15 protein-coding genes are annotated in these 19,038 nt (G+C 32.1%); 9 read left to right on the top strand and 6 right to left on the bottom strand.

Annotated features, from left to right (window positions below; genetic code table 11):
- Positions 1 to 84 precede the first annotated feature (84 nt).
- Positions 85 to 2,511, top strand: a complete 2,427-nt coding sequence (locus NLG42_RS06295) for an ABC transporter permease (RefSeq protein WP_089057298.1) — start codon at positions 85 to 87, stop codon at positions 2,509 to 2,511.
- A gap of 83 nt (positions 2,512 to 2,594) precedes the next feature.
- Here the strand turns inward: NLG42_RS06295 and NLG42_RS06290 are convergent, their stop codons facing one another.
- Complete coding sequence (locus tag NLG42_RS06290; protein WP_099717714.1) at positions 2,595 to 4,214, bottom strand: L,D-transpeptidase family protein; 1,620 nt, start codon at positions 4,212 to 4,214, stop codon at positions 2,595 to 2,597.
- Positions 4,215 to 4,630: 416 nt separating this feature from the next.
- Between NLG42_RS06290 and NLG42_RS06285 the strand changes: the two genes are divergently transcribed.
- From NLG42_RS06285 to NLG42_RS06270, 4 genes are all read left to right on the top strand, one after another.
- On the top strand, positions 4,631 to 5,761 hold the full coding sequence (locus NLG42_RS06285) for an Mrp/NBP35 family ATP-binding protein (RefSeq protein WP_089059495.1): 1,131 nt from the start codon (positions 4,631 to 4,633) through the stop codon (positions 5,759 to 5,761).
- Between the two features lie 98 nt (positions 5,762 to 5,859).
- Positions 5,860 to 6,099 carry a NifU family protein gene (locus NLG42_RS06280; RefSeq protein WP_012023406.1) on the top strand — a complete coding sequence of 80 codons (240 nt, stop codon included), beginning with the start codon at positions 5,860 to 5,862 and terminating at the stop codon, positions 6,097 to 6,099.
- 214 nt (positions 6,100 to 6,313) lie between these two features.
- Complete coding sequence (locus NLG42_RS06275; RefSeq protein ID WP_257683279.1) at positions 6,314 to 6,793, top strand: hypothetical protein; 480 nt, start codon at positions 6,314 to 6,316, stop codon at positions 6,791 to 6,793.
- A 59-nt stretch (positions 6,794 to 6,852) separates the two neighbouring features.
- Entirely contained in the window at positions 6,853 to 7,170 is a 318-nt protein-coding gene (locus NLG42_RS06270; protein WP_089059497.1) for a 2Fe-2S iron-sulfur cluster-binding family protein, read from the top strand.
- A 72-nt stretch (positions 7,171 to 7,242) separates the two neighbouring features.
- Here the strand turns inward: NLG42_RS06270 and NLG42_RS06265 are convergent, their stop codons facing one another.
- The 4 genes from NLG42_RS06265 to NLG42_RS06250 form a co-directional block, all read right to left on the bottom strand.
- The gene (locus tag NLG42_RS06265) at positions 7,243 to 7,761 is read right to left on the bottom strand and encodes an SMI1/KNR4 family protein (protein ID WP_099717715.1); all 519 of its coding nucleotides are present in this window, start codon (positions 7,759 to 7,761) and stop codon (positions 7,243 to 7,245) included.
- A 133-nt stretch (positions 7,762 to 7,894) separates the two neighbouring features.
- Positions 7,895 to 8,884, bottom strand: coding sequence for an aspartate-semialdehyde dehydrogenase (locus NLG42_RS06260; RefSeq protein ID WP_089059499.1), 990 nt, complete (start codon positions 8,882 to 8,884; stop codon positions 7,895 to 7,897).
- Positions 8,885 to 9,050: 166 nt separating this feature from the next.
- On the bottom strand, positions 9,051 to 9,464 hold the full coding sequence (mscL, locus tag NLG42_RS06255) for a large conductance mechanosensitive channel protein MscL (RefSeq protein WP_089059567.1): 414 nt from the start codon (positions 9,462 to 9,464) through the stop codon (positions 9,051 to 9,053).
- A 56-nt stretch (positions 9,465 to 9,520) separates the two neighbouring features.
- Positions 9,521 to 11,992, bottom strand: coding sequence for a bifunctional UDP-N-acetylmuramoyl-tripeptide:D-alanyl-D-alanine ligase/alanine racemase (locus NLG42_RS06250; protein ID WP_257683278.1), 2,472 nt, complete (start codon positions 11,990 to 11,992; stop codon positions 9,521 to 9,523).
- Between the two features lie 267 nt (positions 11,993 to 12,259).
- On the opposite strand from NLG42_RS06250, the gene NLG42_RS06245 reads away from it, so the two are divergent.
- Positions 12,260 to 12,865, top strand: coding sequence for a hypothetical protein (locus NLG42_RS06245; protein ID WP_257683277.1), 606 nt, complete (start codon positions 12,260 to 12,262; stop codon positions 12,863 to 12,865).
- On the opposite strand, the gene NLG42_RS06240 is transcribed toward NLG42_RS06245, so the two are convergent.
- Positions 12,860 to 13,564: a porin family protein gene (locus tag NLG42_RS06240; RefSeq protein ID WP_089059501.1), complete on the bottom strand. Its 705-nt coding sequence runs from the start codon at positions 13,562 to 13,564 to the stop codon at positions 12,860 to 12,862. The two genes, NLG42_RS06245 and NLG42_RS06240, sit on opposite strands and share 6 nt — an antisense overlap.
- Positions 13,565 to 13,785: 221 nt before the next feature.
- Here NLG42_RS06240 and NLG42_RS06235 point away from each other — a divergent pair, with 221 nt between their 5' ends.
- The 3 genes from NLG42_RS06235 to NLG42_RS06225 all read left to right on the top strand — a co-directional run bounded on the left by NLG42_RS06235 (position 13,786) and on the right by NLG42_RS06225 (position 18,761).
- Positions 13,786 to 14,139: a hypothetical protein gene (locus NLG42_RS06235; RefSeq protein ID WP_165768100.1), complete on the top strand. Its 354-nt coding sequence runs from the start codon at positions 13,786 to 13,788 to the stop codon at positions 14,137 to 14,139.
- A gap of 159 nt (positions 14,140 to 14,298) precedes the next feature.
- Positions 14,299 to 16,506: a TonB-dependent receptor gene (locus NLG42_RS06230; protein ID WP_257683276.1), complete on the top strand. Its 2,208-nt coding sequence runs from the start codon at positions 14,299 to 14,301 to the stop codon at positions 16,504 to 16,506.
- 146 nt (positions 16,507 to 16,652) lie between these two features.
- Complete coding sequence (locus tag NLG42_RS06225) at positions 16,653 to 18,761, top strand: prolyl oligopeptidase family serine peptidase (protein ID WP_089059504.1); 2,109 nt, start codon at positions 16,653 to 16,655, stop codon at positions 18,759 to 18,761.
- Positions 18,762 to 19,038 lie beyond the last annotated feature (277 nt).

Genomic DNA, 19,038 nt, shown 5'->3' with positions numbered 1-19,038 from the left:
GTATGCAAAATTTTCACCCTTCTTTAAAAGGCTGATTCTTCCTTTTACCAAAAAAATAACTAACATAACTATAAAGTAGACACCATGATTTTTAATTGGTTTAAAATATTTATTTATCATTTAAAACAAAACAAACTGTTTTCATTTTTAAATGTTTTAGGATTGAGCATCGGAATTGCGAGCGTAATTTTTGCCATTTTATATTGGAATAATGAGCACGCATACGACCAATGGAATCCTGAAAAAGAAAATGTATATAAAGTTCTAAATAAAATTGGAGCAACTGATGATATCTGGGGAACAAGTACAATTCCTTTTGGTCAAACCTGTAAGGCAACAATTCCTGAAATTGAACAAATTTGTTTCTTAAACGACTGGTATGACGAGGCTGTTATAAAATATCAGAACAAAAAATTAATCGATAAAAAAATAACGGTAAGTGATAATAATTTTTTCGATTTTTTCCCTTTTCCAATTGTAAAAGGGGCTAAAAAAGATATTCTAAAAGAAAAAAACAGCGTTGCAATTTCTGAACAACAAGCTAAACTTCTTTTTAAAGATGAAGATCCAATTGGAAAACCTATTACATATTATGACCAATCTTATATCGTAAAATCTGTTTATCGCATTATAACTCCGTCTTCTTTTGAACCTAACTATGTTTTTAGTGGTATTGTTCGTGACTATGACATTAACAACTGGGGAAATTTCAACTATGGTATAATGATTAAGACTAAAAAGAACGCTGATATTAATGTCATTTTAAAGAAAATGCGTAATATAAATTATGAAAACGTAATTTTAAAAGAGGCAAAAAAAGTCGGTCAAACTCCTGAGCAATTTATTAAAGAAAATGGCGAGATAACGAATTTTCTTGATCAGCTGAAAACTTTGCGCTTACATGGTACAAAAGCATCGGCACCTACTTCTCCTGAAGGAAAAGGAAACTTACAGCTTATTTATATCATGGCTGGTTTATCAATTTTAATTTTGGTTTTATCATTGGTAAATTATATAAATCTAGCAACTGCTTCTGCCATAAAACGCGCTAAAGAAGTTGGTGTTCGCAAAATTGTGGGAGCATCAAAAAAACAGATTATTGCACAATTTATTTTTGAAACAGCAATAATTGTAACACTTTCAATTTTATTTGCTTTGGCAATTGTTGAACTTTCTCTTCCGTATTACAACTCTTTTTTAAGAAAAAATTTGACTATGAATGGCGGTGAATTTTACTTGCAGCTTCTTTTTATTTTTGGATTAGTACTCATTCTTGCTGGTATTTTTCCTGCTGTTTACATCGCAAATTTTGAAACTTTAAAAGTGCTGAAAGGTAATTTTTCAAGAAGTAAAAATGGAATCTGGATTCGAAATTCGATGCTTATTTTTCAGTTTGGTATTGCGACGTTTTTTATTATTGGTGCTTTAATTGTAAATTCTCAAGTTGATTTTATGATGAATAAAGACCTTGGTTTTAAAGGCGATCAAGTAATTCAAATTCCTTTTAATTATCAAAATTATGAAACAAAAGGGCAGAAATATGAAACTACAAAGCAAGAGATACTTAAAATATCAGGAGTTCAAGAAGTTTCTACTTTTGCAGGTACTTTTGGAAACAGCACTAATTCAAGTTCTGGTTTTACTCACAATGGCATTTTTGTGCAGCCTCGAAATGTTGAAATGGATTTTGGCTTTTTAGAAATGATGAAGATTAAAATTGTTCAAGGGCGAAATTTATCTCAAAAATTTGCTTCAGACACGATCGACAACTGGCTTGTTAATGAAACCTTGGTAAAAAACTTAGGACTTAAGAATCCTGTAAATACTATAATCACTTCGGGCTGGTCGAATGGAAAAGGAAATCTAAAATTTAAGATCGTTGGGGTTGTAAAAGATTTTCATATTACAGGATTACAAAATAAAGTGCCTCCAATGATTTTTATAAACACAAAAACTTTAAAATGGAATAACTTTCAACATGTCTATGTAAAAGTTTCTCCAAATAATTTAAGTGAAACATTAGATAAATTAAAAACCTATTGGGAAGCAAATATAAATCCCGACTATCCATTTGATTATGTATTTGTAAACAAAGGATTTGCTAAAACTTATGAAGAACAAGTAAAACAAAAAGATTTATTTTTTATTCTAAATCTTGTTGTAATTATAATTGCCATCTTCGGATTGTTTGCTTTGGCATCGTTTTCAATGGAAAGAAGATTAAAAGAAATTGCAATTAGAAAAACGCTTGGTGCTGAAACTGACGTTTTATTGAAAGAGCTGTCAAAACAATATTTTATTTATTGTTTAATGGGATTTGTAATTGGAATTGTTCCAGCTTACCTTTTATTGCAAAAATGGCTTGAAAATTTTGCTTTTAGGATCAATGTCTCTCCAATTCCGTTTAGTATTGCACTTGTTGCATTGCTTACGCTGACATTAACAATTGTTTTGGCAAAAGCCTATCAAGTGACGAAAATAGATATTTTGAAATATTTAAAATACGAATAATCTTGTAGACCATTTATAAAAAAATACCCTTCAGTTTAATATCTGAAGGGTGTTTTTTTTATAGTATTTGGGAATACATTTTTTTACTGTAAAACGGCATCGTTAGAGTATAATAATTTATCCAAACTCTTATCTCTATCATACACATCTGGATAAAAACCAATTTCACCATCATCTGCAACCCATGCGGTAAAGTAACCTATGTAAATTGGAATTTTCTTTTTCAGCATACAAGGCGTTTCTTTTTCACCGCTCATTGCATTATTGATTTTATCAACAGGCCAGTCAGGATCATCTTTTAACATATGTAAAGCAAGTTCTTTGGCTTCTTTTACATTAATACATCCGTGGCTGAAAATACGTTTTTCAAATTCAAACAAGCTTTTTGCAGGAGTATCATGCAGGTAAATATCATTTGGATTTGGAAACATGAACTTAACCAATCCTAACGAGTTTTTGGGTCCTGGTTTTTGTCTTACATTACCGCCATTCCATTCCATGTTATGATCAGCGAGATAGTTTTTATCTTCGGCCATTTTCAATTTCAGCTCATTTTTTATAATGCTAGCCGGCACATACCAATAGGGACTAAACACGATTCTATCAATATTACCGCTAAAAATTACCGTTTCGGTCATTCGCGTACCAACAAAAACATCTGAAACTAAATCATATTTTCCGTTTTTCACATAAATCAATCTAAACGACGGAATATTAACCATTACATATTCACTTGCTTTTGATAAATCAGTCGGAATCCATCTGCATCTTTCCATGTTTAACATAATCGTTCTGATTCTATTAGCAATTGGCTCATTCAATTGATCGATATGATCTTTTGTAAAAGCGTAATTCAATTTTAAACCGTATCTCTTTTTATATTTTAAAACGCCCGCCATCATTTCTTCATCATACAAACCGCTTTTTGAATCTCGTGCTAAATCACCAACAACAAACAAACGTTCTCTTATTTGTTTAACAACTGTACCGCTGTCAAAAGGCTTTAGATCTTTGTAAGTCGCTGCATCAATATCTATTTTTTTCCAAAGATTATTTTTTTCAATGTTTCGATATTTTTTCAAAACGCTTTGAAGTTTATAATACTGACCAAACAAAAGATTTTCATCTTTATTTAATCGATCAGGATCTCCCATTAAAGAATCTAAAATCCTATTGTACGAAATAGTTTTTGCAGGCAGATACCATCCTATTTTTTTTAAAGTTTGCGGATCAACTCCAGAATAAACATTGCTGGCATAAAAAACATACATATTTGACAGCATCAAATCAGTATCTGCAGGCGAAAGATCTTCGGTAACATTTTCATTAAAAATGTCGTCGATTAATGGCATATACGGCATGGTTGCTTTTACGCCTTGTTCGCTTAAAAGTTTTACTTTATTATACAATAAAGCTCCAAATTCGCTCACGCTTTTATCATCATGCCAGATCATCTTGTATTCTCTTTTTTTATAGAGATCTTCAACGTCTTTTTGATATTTCTTCAATTTAGGATATTTATTAAAAAACCCATTTATAGATTCAGCGCTTATTGTCCCTGAATTATTGTCTTTACTAATTTTAAAAACATTTTCAAATGGTGATTTTTCATTTCCCAGATCTGTCTTCGCATCTACGGAATTGATGGAAAACATAAAAAAACTAAAAGTGATAATTACGGAAAAGAAAGTAAAGTTTCGCATCTGTTTAAATTTTAAATTTTTATAAAATCTATTTTAAAAAACATCAAAAACTCAGAAATACTCGAAAGTAAGTTTTCCTGCATTTTTGATAAATTTGGAAGCCTGCGATTTTGGGTACCCAAATTTAATTAAGATTATCGACAATTCGACGATTAAACACAGGAATTTTTATACGAATTTACAGACGCCGTTCTCTTTAAAAAAGCACTAAAAATTAGATTTTATAAATATGATTCACGAATTTTAATGCTTTAAAAAATATACTATTGATCATTTTGACCAATCTCAATATCAATAAATACAATTTAAAAGGGTTTGAATCCGAACATAATCTGTTATCTTTGCAGTCTGAAATCAGTTTAAATAAATATAGAAATTTGAAATCGATTTCTTTCCATACATAATAGCACATTAAAATGAAATTAGATAGAAAAGAAATTCTTAAAGCTTTAGAAACAATCACTATAGCTGGCGAAGGAAAAAATATGGTTGAAAGCGGTGCCGTTTCAAACGTACTAACTTTTGGCGATGAAGTTGTTGTAGATTTAGTATTGCACACGCCTGCGATGCATATCAAGAAAAGAGCTGAAGATGATATCAAAAAAACAATTCACGAATTGATATCTGCTGATGCAAAAATCAAAGTAAATATTAAAGTAGAAACTCCAGAGAAAGTCGAAATTAAAGGTCGTGCTATTCCGGGAATTAAAAATATTATTGCCGTTGCTTCTGGAAAAGGAGGCGTTGGAAAATCGACTGTAACTGCAAATCTTGCTGTTACACTTGCAAAAATGGGTTTTAAAGTTGGGGTTTTAGATGCCGATGTTTACGGTCCTTCGATGCCAATTATGTTTGATGTTGAAAATGAGAAACCTATTTCGATAACAGTTGACGGAAAATCGAAAATGAAACCAATTGAAAGCTATGAAATCAAAATGCTTTCTATTGGATTTTTTACTGCACCAAGCCAAGCTGTAATCTGGAGAGGTCCAATGGCGGCAAAAGCTTTAAATCAAATGATTTTTGACGCTGATTGGGGAGAATTAGATTTTATGCTTCTAGATTTACCTCCGGGAACTGGAGATATTCACCTTTCAATCATGCAGTCTTTACCAATTACTGGAGCTGTAGTAGTAAGTACTCCACAAGCAGTTGCTCTTGCAGATGCTAAAAAAGGAGTTTCAATGTTCATGCAGGACAATATAAATGTTCCTGTTTTAGGAATTATTGAAAACATGGCTTATTTTACTCCTGAAGAGCTGCCTAATAACAAATATTATATTTTTGGTCAGGAAGGAGCAAAAAACCTTGCAGAAGATTTAAATGTTCCATTCTTAGGTGAAGTTCCAATTGTACAATCTATTCGTGAAGCAGGAGATTTTGGACGCCCAGCGGCATTACAAACTGCATCGCCAATTGAGACTATTTTTGAAGAAATAACTCGAAATGTTGTACAAGAAGTAGTGAACAGAAACGAAAGTCTTCCTGCTACTGAAGCAATTAAAATTACAACAATGGCAGGTTGTTCTGCAGTAAAGAAAAATTAATAATAAGATAATTGAGGTCATTTGATGATTAGATAATTATTATGCGTTATGCAAATTATCTAATTATCTAGTTGACACATTTTCTAATTGATAAAATTATGACAACAGAAGAATTAACAAATAATGTTTTATTGGCTCTAGACGAAATCAGGCCATTTTTAAAATCTGATGGCGGTGATATTACGCTTATCTCTATTGATGATGATAAACATGTTAAAGTTCGTCTTGAAGGTGCCTGCATAAGCTGCAGTGTAAATCAAATGACATTAAAAGCCGGCGTAGAAACTACTATCAAAAAATATGCACCGCAGATTGAAACTGTAGTAAATATAATGTAACTATAGTATTAGCAAGCGTATTTTTTGAGCAATTAAAATTAACAAGAATAATAACCTTGTAAGCCATTAAAATAACAAAACAGCAACAAAACAATAGAAACATATACGTTTTTTGATAATTTATTAAAAAACAATGTAAAGTTTTAAGAGTTTTAGTTAAGTAATTGTTACATTTTTAACTTAAATTTGTGACATAACCCTAAATCTTAGACTTATGAGAAAATTTTACATTCTATTACTATTGTTGTTTTTTGTTTCTGCAAATTATGCTCAGAGTAAAACAGTAGTTGCTGACAGAGCTTGGGTAAATGAATCAGAAGAATGGTCAGACTTTGCATATGCTGGACAGGTAGTATTTTCGATTAATCCTAATGAAGGTCCTGGAAGTTTACGAATAGGAAATTATGATTTCTTGTATGATTTTGTTGAAGGGAAAGCTAAGTTTTCAAACAAAGCCACTTACAGCTCAGCGTCATTTTTGAATCCGAGAAAAGTTTCGGCAATGACAGATAAAAAAGGTGTATTAAATTCGACTTACGAAGGAACATTAATCTTTCAATCAGACAAAGATTATTACTCCGTAATAGCAATTGTTACTATTCTTGAAAAGGACGATACTGTTTTAGGCGTAAAAATGCGTCTTAAAGAAGGTAACCGAAAAGAGTATGCTTTTAGTACAAAACCAACAAGTTAATTTAAACAAAGGATTTTTTCACGTTATAAAATCCTAACATAAAATTCCAAATAATTAAAATGGATGTATTAATAAAGATTAAAGATCGAGAAGGAGTTATACACGAATTACAGGCTCCAACTGATATGGCGATGAACATAATGGAATTATGCAAAGCATATGAACTTCCTGTTGAAGGAACTTGCGGAGGAATGGCAATGTGTGCTTCCTGCCAATGTTACGTTCTAAATGATGTTGCATTACCAGAAATGGGCGATGATGAAGAAGCCATGCTTTCGGAAGCATTTTATGTTAAACCTAATAGCCGCTTAGGTTGTCAGATACCAATTACTGAAGATTTAGAAGGATTAGAGTTAGAATTAGCTCCTGAATACTAAAAATAAAATTATACTGTTTTAAAAATCCAAATTTCAATAAACTGCTCAGCACTATTGAAATTTGGATTTTTTTTAGTTGTTTTCTAAATCGCTTGGATCAAAAGGTTCAAACTCTCTTTCTGAAAATGCATCTGTCAAAATTCCAGACGAGCATAACCAAGTAATTGTTTCTTCCAATGTATTTCCGGCTTTATAAATCATTTCGCTGTAGCGGGGTAAAATATAATACTCGTTTTTATAAAGTATAATTTCATCTCCATCAAAAGTATCACCAATTCTAATTGTCCCGAAATCTCGGGATAAAACTTGATCTTTCGTCAGCACTTCTTTACCTTCATCCCAAAACCAATATTCCGTTATACGATTTCTCCATTCTTCTAAGGTTAATATTATTGTCTCTGGAAGAAATATTCGCACGTATGTTCCGCCAAGAATTCCGCTTCCGTAAACTAACACATATTCTTTATAATCTTCATCAAAAGCGATGTTTAATGTTTTTTCACAAGCTAAGATTTCTTCTTCGGAAGCCAGAAATAAATCGGTTTTATTAGTCTTATAATTTGGAATTATCTTGTAGTTATCGAAATTCATTTTTATTGCTTTTATTAGGAGCTTAAAAATAAATCTTTTTTACTTTGAAACTAAATTTATTCTCACAAAAAAACCGTAATTACAGTACTGCAATTACGGCTTTCTCTTTATAACAATTTTATTTAATCTCTAATTAAACCAAACCTGCTTGAATTAAATATTCAGCGATTTGAATCGTGTTTGTTGCAGCACCTTTTCTTAAGTTATCAGCAACGATCCACATATTTAAAGTGTTTGGCTGGCTTTCGTCACGACGGATTCTTCCAACAAATACATCATTTTTACCTTCAGCATATAATGGCATTGGGTAAGTAAATGTATCTAAATTATCTTGTACCGTTACTCCGTCTGTATTATGCAAAATTTCACGAACTTCGTTTACATCAAAATCATTTGTAAACTCAACATTTACCGCTTCACTATGTCCGCCTACAACTGGCACACGAACTGCAGTAGCTGTAACTCTAATGGTATTGTCACCAAGAATTTTTTGAGTTTCGCGAACTAATTTCATTTCTTCTTTAGTGTATCCGTTTTCTTCAAAACTATCGCAATGTGGAATTGCATTTCTGTGAATTGGATATTTGTAAGCCATATCACCTTGAATTCCTGCGTATTCGTTTTCTAATTGTTTTACTGCTTTTACACCAGTTCCTGTGATTGATTGGTAAGTAGAAACGATAACTCTTTTAATATTGTATTTTTTATGCAAAGGTGCCAAAGCCAATACCATTTGAATAGTCGAACAGTTTGGGTTTGCAATAATTTTATCTTCTTTTGTTAATGATGAAGCATTGATTTCTGGAACTACTAATTTTTTAGTAGGATCCATTCTCCATGCCGATGAGTTGTCGATTACAGTAGTTCCGGCAGCAGCAAATTTTGGAGCCCACTCTAATGATGTATCTCCACCTGCAGAAAAAACAGCAATATCAGCTTTCATATCAACTGCAGTCTGCATTCCTACAACTTTATATTTTGTTCCTTTATAATCAATTTCTTTTCCTACTGATCTTTCAGAAGCAACAGGGATTAATTCTGTAACAGGAAAATTTCTTTCTGCTAAAACTTTAAGCATTACTTCGCCAACCATTCCGGTAGCACCTACAACCGCTATTCTCATTTTTATATTTTTAATATCAATTAATCAAATTTACTCTGCAAAAATAGTTATAATAAAAACGAAAACAATATGCTTCACAAAAAATAACAAAATGTTACAAAACAAACAATTCATAAAAAAAACCGCCCAATTAAGGAACGGTTTAGTTAGACTTAGTGCAGCGGAATTATTTTTTAAGCAAATCTCTAATTTGCGTAAGTAACTCTTCTTGAGTTGGTCCTGCAGGCGCAGCCGCAACTTCTTCTTTTTTCTTAACTTTATCAGCAGCTCTTAAAACAACAAATACAAAGAATGAAATAATTACAAAATTAATGATTGCCTGAACCAAATTACCATAAGTAATTACAGCAGCACCAGCCGCTTTTGCCGCAGCCAAATTTGTATAAGTATTACCATCAAGTGTAATAAATTTTTGAGTAAAATCGATTCCTCCAGTCAGTAAACCAACTACAGGCATAATAATATCGTCTACAGCAGAGCCGACAATTTTACCAAATGCTCCACCAATAACTACTGCAGTAGCTAAACTAAGCACATCACCTTTCAATAAAGAAGCCTTAAAATCTGCGAAAAATCCCATAGTATTTGTTTTTAAAATTAAACTCAATATCAAATATAATAATTTTAACAAATATTCTACCTGAAAAATACTCTTTTTACGCGCTGCGAGATGCTTGTCATAATTTCGTAAGGAATCGTTTTTAATGCTTCGGCCATTTCAGCAACGGTTGGGCTTTCGCCGAAAATAATAACCGAATCTCCTTCTTTACACTCAATATGACTTACATCGACCATTAACATATCCATACAAACGCTTCCTACTATATAAGCTTTTTGACTTTTTATGGTTACAAAACCAACCTCATTTCCCCATAATCTCGAAATTCCGTCAGCATAACCAATTGGTATTGTGGCAATTTTAGTTTCTTTTTTTGCCATAAATCTTCGGCCGTAACCAACACTGTCTCCGATTGGAATGGTGCGAACTTGAGATATAATCGATTTTAATGTTCCTACATTTTCTAGATATTTCTGTTCTGCCGGATCATTGGAAACACCATATAATCCAATTCCTAAACGCACCATATTATATTGTGCATTTGGAAAATTACTAATTCCGGATGTATTCAAAATATGACGAATTGGACTTATATTTAATTCAGACATTAATCTTGAAGATAATTTCTCGAACAAACTTATTTGCTCTTCCACAAATTCAAAGTGGTTCGGATCATCACTTGTTGCCAAATGCGATAGAATACTTTGAACACGAACTGTTGAATTTCCCCGTAAAGTCGAAATCAATTCCTCGATTGTATTGTCTTCAAAACCTAAACGATGCATTCCTGTGTCGACTTTTATATGAATCGGATAATCTTTTAGATTCTTTTCTCTAGCTATTTTTAAAAAGGCATTTAGTCCTTTTATACTATAAATTTCAGGTTCTAATTGGTATTGAATTATCGAAGGAAAGCTGGTCGATTCTGGATTTAAAACCATAATTGGCAGTTTTATTCCTCCGTTTTTCAGCGAAATTCCTTCATCGGCGAAAGCCACTCCTAAATAATCTGTGTTGTGATGTTCTAATAATTTTGCAATTTCTAAACCTCCATTTCCATAACCAAATGCTTTTACCATGACCATGATTTTTACATCATTGGCCAATTTAGATTTATAGTAATTTAAGTTATGACTTATCGAATCTAAGTTGATTTCGAGAACTGTTTCGTGTGTTTTTTCTTCAAGCAGAGAAACAATTTCTTCGAATTGAAATGATCTTGCTCCTTTTATTAAAATGGTTTCATTATTAAAATTTAACTCTTCTACTGCTTCCATAAATGCTGCCGTATTTAAAAACATACTGCTGTTTGGAAACTTAGCTGCAAAAGAAGAAATCGTTGGTCCAATACCTATAACTCGATTTATTTTATTATCAGCAATAAGCTGTGCTACTTTTGAATATAATTCTTCATTTGAAAATCCGCTTTGAAAAATATCTGATAAAATAACAGTTTTAGAGGCGTTCTTTTTTTTCTGACTTTCCAAAAAATCTAAAGCAATTTTAAGCGACTGAAAGTCTGAACTGTAACTATCATCAATAATACTGCAGTTATTAATTCCGTTTTTTACTTCTAAACGCATTTGAACGGGATACAGCATTTGCACACGGTTTTGAATAACGGCAAAATCATATTTAAAGTAAAGCATTACTAGTAAACAAGAAATCGCATTTTCTACAGAAGCGGAATCACTAAATGGAATTTCTAAATCGAAATTCTCTTTATTGTAGTGATATTGAATTGTTGTTGTATCGTTTTTTGTTTCTCTTTTTAGAATAAAAACATCAGCGCTTTTATCTGTAAAACTCCACGAAAAGAGCTTTCGATCTTTTAAAGGATTTTCGGCAGAAAATGCCATTAGACATTTGTCTACCAATTGATTTTTTTGATAAATAATTACTGGCGTGTTTTTAAACAGTAATAGCTTCTCATTGATTTTTTGTTCTATACTTTGAAAACCTTCATCATGTGCGGAACCTATATTGGTTAAAACTCCAATATTTGGCTTAATGATTTGTTCTAAATTGGCCATTTCTTTTACAGTGGAAATTCCAGCTTCAAAAATGCCTAAATTATGCTTTTCATTTATTGCAATAACAGACAATGGAACTCCTACTTGAGAATTGTAACTTTTAGGACTGCGAATAATATTAAAATCTGGACTAAGTAAAAAATTAAGCCATTCCTTGACAATAGTTTTACCATTGCTGCCTGTTAATCCGATTACAGGAAAATCGAACAGGTTTCTATAATAAGCCGCAAATTCATGAAATGCTTTGAGTGTATTTTTAACTACTAAAAAATTAGCCTTTCCTTTTACATTTTCTGGAATATACTGCACAACAAAATTCTGAACACCTTTCTCAATAAGTTCCGAAATATAAAGATGAGCGTCGTTATTGGCTCCAGAAAGAGCAATAAACAATGTTTTTGCCCCGTTTTGCAGAGAACGGCTGTCGATCGAAATATGATCAACAAAAATATCAGTATCTGAACCTATCCACTCGGCGTTAAAAACCGAAATAAGGCTTTTTAAATTTATGCTCATTTAGAAAATTTCTTTTTGTCAAATTTAAAAAAAGGTTTGCCACGAATTACACAAATTTCCGCGAATTATTGTTTGTTTTTTTACCTCAGATTAAAGAAATTTAAATGATCTAATCTGTGAGAATCTTTTAATCTGCAGCTATTATTTAAGCATTTAGCAAATAAACAATTAGTAAAAACTTGTGTAATTCGTGGCTAGAAAAACTAAATACTCGTTGCAAAAAACATTATTTCATTATATTTGTTCAACACCACAAAATAAAGCGTTTTGAAAAAAGTACTTCCACTATTCTCTTATATACTTCATCCAATATTTATTCCAATGTACACTACATTGTTATATCTTTTTTGCAAAGATGATATTTTTACAACTCAAGAGAAGTACTTTGTTTTATTTCAGATTTTAGTGATTACAATCATTGTCCCTGTTTTATTTTTCTTGTTGCTTCGCTCAACAGGACATGTAAAATCATTAATGCTGCCAGAAACCTCTCAAAGACTTGTTCCGTTGGTTTTACAGTCTTTTTTGTATATTTTATTGGTCAAAAGAAGTATTGTTATTACCCGTTATCCTGAGCTTCATTTCTTTTTTCTGGGCGCATTATTTACGACTATTTTAGCGCTGGTTTGTTCGCTTTTCAAATTTAAACCAAGTCTTCACGTTGCAGCAATAAGCGGTTTCACGATTTTTGCAATTGGATTAAATATGCATCTGCAGACACAAAATACGTATTGGGGTGCTTTTTTAATTTTAATGACAGGAGTTGTTGCTTCTTCACGATTAGAGATGAATGCTCATACTCCAAAAGAACTTCTTGCTGGATTGTTTATAGGCGTTTTACCGCAATTACTGTTTTTATTTCTGTGGTTATAAAATATAAAAAATCAGTCCTGCATTCAGGGTTTTTAAATTAACTTTCTCTCCAGTTAGTGTTGTAACTGAATCAAACAACGGGCTTAAACCATAATATACATAAAGATTCCAGGTATTATATCCCGCAGAAAGATATGGCCCATATTGAAATTTATTAATCGCAATATTGTTTTTTACTTTATAGGTTTCTTCTCCATCATTTAAGATTGAGGAATTAGAAAACACATAACTAAACTTCATTCCGGCATAAATTCGCCAAAATTTAGTGCTCTCATAAGTAGAATTACGCCATCTAAATTCTATAGGCAAATCAAATGAATATTGCTTATAACGATTCGATACGATCTCGCCATAATTTGAAACATTATAAACTATGGCTCCAGAACCATCTCTCGAAACTCCTAGATTTTGATAATAATTTTGATAACTAAATCCTAAACCTGCAGCAATTGCAATTGTTCGCGTTTTATTAATGGGCATATCGCGCAAAAAACCTCCAGAAAGTCCCAAAGAAAACTTGTTTTGCTTGAATCTTTGAGGCGTATCTGTAAACATATTGTACGTTACCGAAAAATAAAACTGATCTTCACGATACAAAGAATCAATTTTAACTTCGGGTTTTACTTCTGGCTTCACTTCATTTTGAGCAAAAACACTGAAAAATGAAACTAAAAACAAACAGCTAAAAAGTAATCGCATATTGCATTGTGGTTTTAAAAGGGTTCTTAAATAAACGTTCAAAAAGCAGCATTTATTTCACTTACAAATATAACACAATGCCACTTCATGATATGATTTGAAAGTAATAATTCTCTTTTTCACGACGAATAAACGCATTCTTTGCACTATTTTCAACAAATCAAGAGCAGAATCAAAAAAATAAATCATTTTTTCACTGGTCTTTTATACCTTTGTCATGCATGAAAAGAAAGCAGCTCATATTAAGTTTCTCGTTTGCTGTCACAATATTGTTTTCGATATTGTTTCAGTCTGTGCACAGTTATGAGCATATCATAAAACAGCTTTCAGAAAAACAATGTCATCACGATTACAATGATCCAAATGGCGAAATAACACACCAGCATCATAATTATGATCTTTGTTTTGTTTGTAATTTTGCTTTTGGCGGTTATATCGTTCCAGAAAGTTTTTCTTTTCAGTTTCACACTTTTGGTACTGAAACTCCTTATTTCTTTCCTCTTTCTGAAAGAATTTTTTCAATTTCAAAACCTTCGTATTTATTACGAGGTCCTCCTGCTTTTATAGTTTCTTAAATTTCGAATACTCGAAATAATCTTTACATTTTTTTAAATCTAGATTCAAAATAACATTGAGTTTCCTAGTCCTATTTTATTAATTAGGATCAGAATGCTGCATTGTAGTTTTAGCTTTTATTTAAAAAGAAAAAACAATTAACTATAGCATAATTTCAAATGAAAAAAATAATAATTGCCCTTATTTTAGGGTTTTCGGGCTTGTTGTCTGCCCAAAATTCAGTTTCAGGTATTGTAACTGATACTCAAAGCCAGCCTATGCCGGGTGTTTCTGTTTACGCACCAGAATTACATAAAGGAACAACTACTGATGCAAACGGAAAATACGAATTAAATAATCTGCCAAACGGAAGTTTACGCCTTGCTTTTTCGTTTGTTGGATTTGCTACTCAAAATAAAACAATTGTCAAATTGGTAAAACAAAACACGTTAGATGTGAGTCTTGCAGAATCTATTTTGGAAATGGATGAAGTTGTAGTTTCTACTCCTTTCAACAAACTGCAATCGCAAAACGTAATGAAAATTGAACATGAAAGTATAAAAACTTTACAACAAAAAGGAACCTCAACTTTAATAGAAGGTTTAGCAACAATTCCTGGAGTTTCTCAAATTTCGACTGGAACTTCTATTGGAAAACCAGTAATTCGAGGATTAAGCGGTAATCGCGTTTTAGTTTATTCGCAAGGCGTTCGTATCGAAAATCAGCAATTTGGCGACGAACATGGTTTAGGTCTGAATGATGCTGGAATCGAAAGTGTCGAAGTTATAAAAGGACCAGCTTCTTTGCTTTATGGCTCTGATGCTTTGGGAGGTGTTTTATATTTTAATCCTGAAAAATTTGCTGATGCCGGCGATTTTAAAGCTAATTTTAGTCAAAAGTATTTCACTAATACACAAGGAAGTAATTCTTCGATTGGATTAAAAACATCTACTGATAATTGGAAATTTCTAGCACGCGGAAGTTACAACACACATTCTGATTATAAAATTTCTGGCGGTGATCGCGTGACGAATTCTCGTTATAATGAAACCGATTTTAAAACTGGAATCGGCTACAGCAATTCTACTTTTTCAAGTGTTTTGAGATATAATTATAATAAACTTGACATTGGTATTCCAGAAGATGGAATTGCGGAACAATCTTCAAGTAAAGACACGCAATTTCCTAGACAAGGAATTTTTAATCATTTATTGAGTTTAAACAATGTTATCTTTTTTGAAAACTCAAAGTTAGATGTTGATTTGGGATATATTGCAAATGACCGAAGTGAGTTTGAAGACAGCAACGACGCTTCTCTTCACATGAAATTGAATACTTTTAATTACAACGCCAAGTATCATTTTCCTAAGTTTGGAAAAATTGAAACTATTTTAGGTGTTCAAGGAATGCACCAAACGAATAAAAATTCTGGTGAGGAATACTTAATTCCAGATGCAACAACAAATGATTTTGGCGTTTTTGGAACTGCAAATTACGAATGGAAAAACAGCGTTTTACAAGCCGGACTGCGTTTTGACAATAGAAATATTACTTCTATTGCACACGGAATCGAAGGCGAAGAAGGTTATTTTGAAGCTTTAGATCGCTCTTTTGACAGCTTTAATGCTTCGTTGGGATATAAAACAAAATTAGCTGAACCATTAACGTTGAGACTTAATGTTGCCAGCGGATTTAGAGCACCAAACTTAGCCGAACTAACTTCAAACGGTGTTCATGAAGGAACTAATCGTTATGAAATTGGAAATGCTGATTTGAAAACAGAACAAAACATCCAAACTGACTTGAATTTAGAATATAAAAACACACATTTTGAATTTTTTGTAAATGGTTTTTACAATCACGTAAACAACTATATTTATACGTCTCCAACGGGAGAAATTCGCGATAATAATGATGTGTTTGCTTATGTTCAGGATAATGCAAAATTATATGGAGGTGAAGCCGGATTACACTTTCATCCGCACCCATTAGACTGGTTACATTTTGAAACGAGTTTTGAAACTGTGATGGGTAAAAAAGACAACAATGATTATCTGCCTTTAATTCCTGCTAATAACTGGAACAATACTCTTAGAACTGAATTTAATATTAAAAATTGGCTGAGCGAAGGTTTTGCTTCTTTGAATGTTTCTTCGACTTTTAATCAAGATAATGTAAGCGGTTTTGAAACTGCTTCAAAAGGTTATACTTTGGTAAATCTAGGTTTTGGAGGAACAGTTAAACTTGGAAAAACCGCTTTTGATGTGAATTTAAACGGAAACAATTTATTTGACAAAAAATATATTGCACACCTTTCAAGACTAAAAACAGATGGGATTCCAAATATTGGAAGAAACATTGTTCTAGGCATTAACTTTAATCTGTAACATTTTTAAACCATAATAGTCCTATTAAGTAAATACAAGCTAAGCACTTAATTAAAAGAACTTACAGGACTACTATGGTTTAACTTTTTCCATTCCTTTTTCACAACAAAAAGTGCTATTTTTGTTATAACAGATAAAAACTAACTATGAAAAAAACATTTTTATTGATGGCAATCACAACTGCAGGAATTTCATTTGCTCAAAATAAAATTCAATATCCAGAAACCAAAAAAGGAGAAACTGTTGATGTCTATTTTGACACAAAAGTAAGTGATCCGTATCGTTGGCTTGAAGACGATAAATCTGCTGAAACTGGTGCTTGGGTTAAAGCTCAAAACGAAGTTACTTATGCTTATCTAAATAAAATTCCGTTTCGTGACGAACTTAAAAAACGAATGGAAAAACTTTGGAATTACGAAAAAATTGGTGCTCCATACAAAGAAGGAAAATTTACCTATTATTCAAAAAATAATGGTCTTCAAAATCAATCTGTAGTTTACAGAAAAGATCAGAATGGTAAAGAGGAAGTTTTCTTAGATCCAAATACATTTTCTAAAGACGGTACAACTTCGCTTGGCGGATTAGATTTCTCTAAAGATGGAAGCAAAACTGCTTATTCAATTTCTGAAGGTGGAAGCGACTGGAGAAAAGTAATTATTATTGATGCCGTATCTAAAAAAGTACTTGAAGACACTTTGGTTGATGTAAAATTCAGTGGTGTTTCATGGCTTGGAAATGAAGGTTTCTACTATTCAAGTTATGATAAACCAAAAGGAAGTGAATTGTCTGCAAAAACAGATCAGCATAAATTGTACTTTCACAAACTAGGAACTTCTCAAAAAGAAGATAAAGTAATTTTTGGCGCCGATCAAAAAAGAAGATACGTTGGTGGTTCTGTTACTGAAGACAATCGTTATTTAGTAATTACGGCAGCAAATTCTACTTATGGGAATGAACTTTACATTAAAGATTTAAAAACTCCAAACAGCCCAATTATAACCATTGTAGACAACTTCAACAGTGATAATAATATTATCGAAAACGAAGGAAGTAAATTGTTTATTCACACTGATTACAAAGCTCCTAACGGACGCGTGGTTACTGTAGATTTTAGCAATCCAAAACCTGAAAACTGGAAAGATTTTATCAAAGAAACTGAAAACGTTTTATCACCATCTACTGGAGGCGGATACTTTTTTGCTAATTACACAAAAGATGCTGTTTCATTAGTTTTACAATACGATTACAATGGTAAATTAATTCGCGAGATCAAACTTCCTGCGGTTGGAACTGCTGGAGGATTTGGTGCAAAAAAGGAAGAGAAAATTTTATACTACAGCTTTACAAATTATACAACTCCGGGAAGTATTTTTTCTTTTGAACCAAAATCTGGTAAATCAGAAATTTATCAAAAACCAAAAGTTGATTTCAAAAGTGAAGATTATGAGTCTAAACAAGTATTTTATACTTCAAAAGACGGTACAAAAATACCGATGATTATTACTTATAAAAAAGGAACAAAATTAGACGGTAAAAACCCAACGATTCTTTATGGTTACGGCGGATTCAACATTAGTTTAACGCCAAGTTTCAGTATCGCAAATGCGGTTTGGATGGAAAATGGAGGTGTTTATGCTGTTGCCAACTTAAGAGGTGGCGGTGAATATGGTAAAAAATGGCACGATGCAGGAACTAAACTTCAAAAACAAAATGTATTTGATGATTTTATCGCTGCTGCTGAATATCTAATTGCTCAAAAATATACTTCATCAGATTATTTAGCTATTCGCGGAGGATCTAATGGAGGATTATTAGTTGGTGCAACTATGACTCAGCGTCCTGATTTAATGAAAGTAGCTTTACCTGCAGTTGGTGTAATGGATATGTTACGTTACCATACTTTTACTGCTGGAGCAGGTTGGGCATATGATTATGGAACAGCTCAAGACAGTAAAGAGATGTTTGAATACCTTAAAGGATATTCGCCAGTTCAAAGCGTTAAAAAAGGCGTTCAATATCCTGCAACTATGGTAACTACAGGTGATCATGATGATCGTGTGGTTCCTGCTCACAGTTTTAAATTTGCTGCTGAACTGCAAGATAAACAAACAGGAAACAATCCGGTTTTAATTAGAATTGATGTAAAAGCAGGACACGGAGCAGGAAAATCTGTTGCGGCTACAATTCAAGAGAATGTAGATATTCAGGCTTTCACACTTTATAATATGGGCTTTAAAGCTTTACCTAAGAAGTAAGACTTTAAAACCTTAATTTTTTTAGCCACGAATTCACGAATTAATTTTGTGAATTCGTGGCTTTATTTTTTTGCCGCTAATTCCACTTATTTAAATTGTTGAAAAATTACATCGTAGTTGTTTTAGCCACAGATTAAAAGGATTAAAATGATTTTTTCAGCAATGTATTTACTTTTAATCTGTGAAAATCTTTTTAATCTGTGGCAAATAAAAAAGAAATAATTCGTGGAAATTAGTGCAATTCGTGGCAAACCTTTTTTAAATTTGAGAAACCAAA

Origin of the sequence: Flavobacterium plurextorum (assembly GCF_024638035.1) — a bacterium.
GTDB lineage: Bacteria > Bacteroidota > Bacteroidia > Flavobacteriales > Flavobacteriaceae > Flavobacterium > Flavobacterium plurextorum.
The sequence above is the reverse complement of the archived record's forward strand: the minus strand, read 5'-3'. Positions and strand labels throughout refer to the sequence as shown.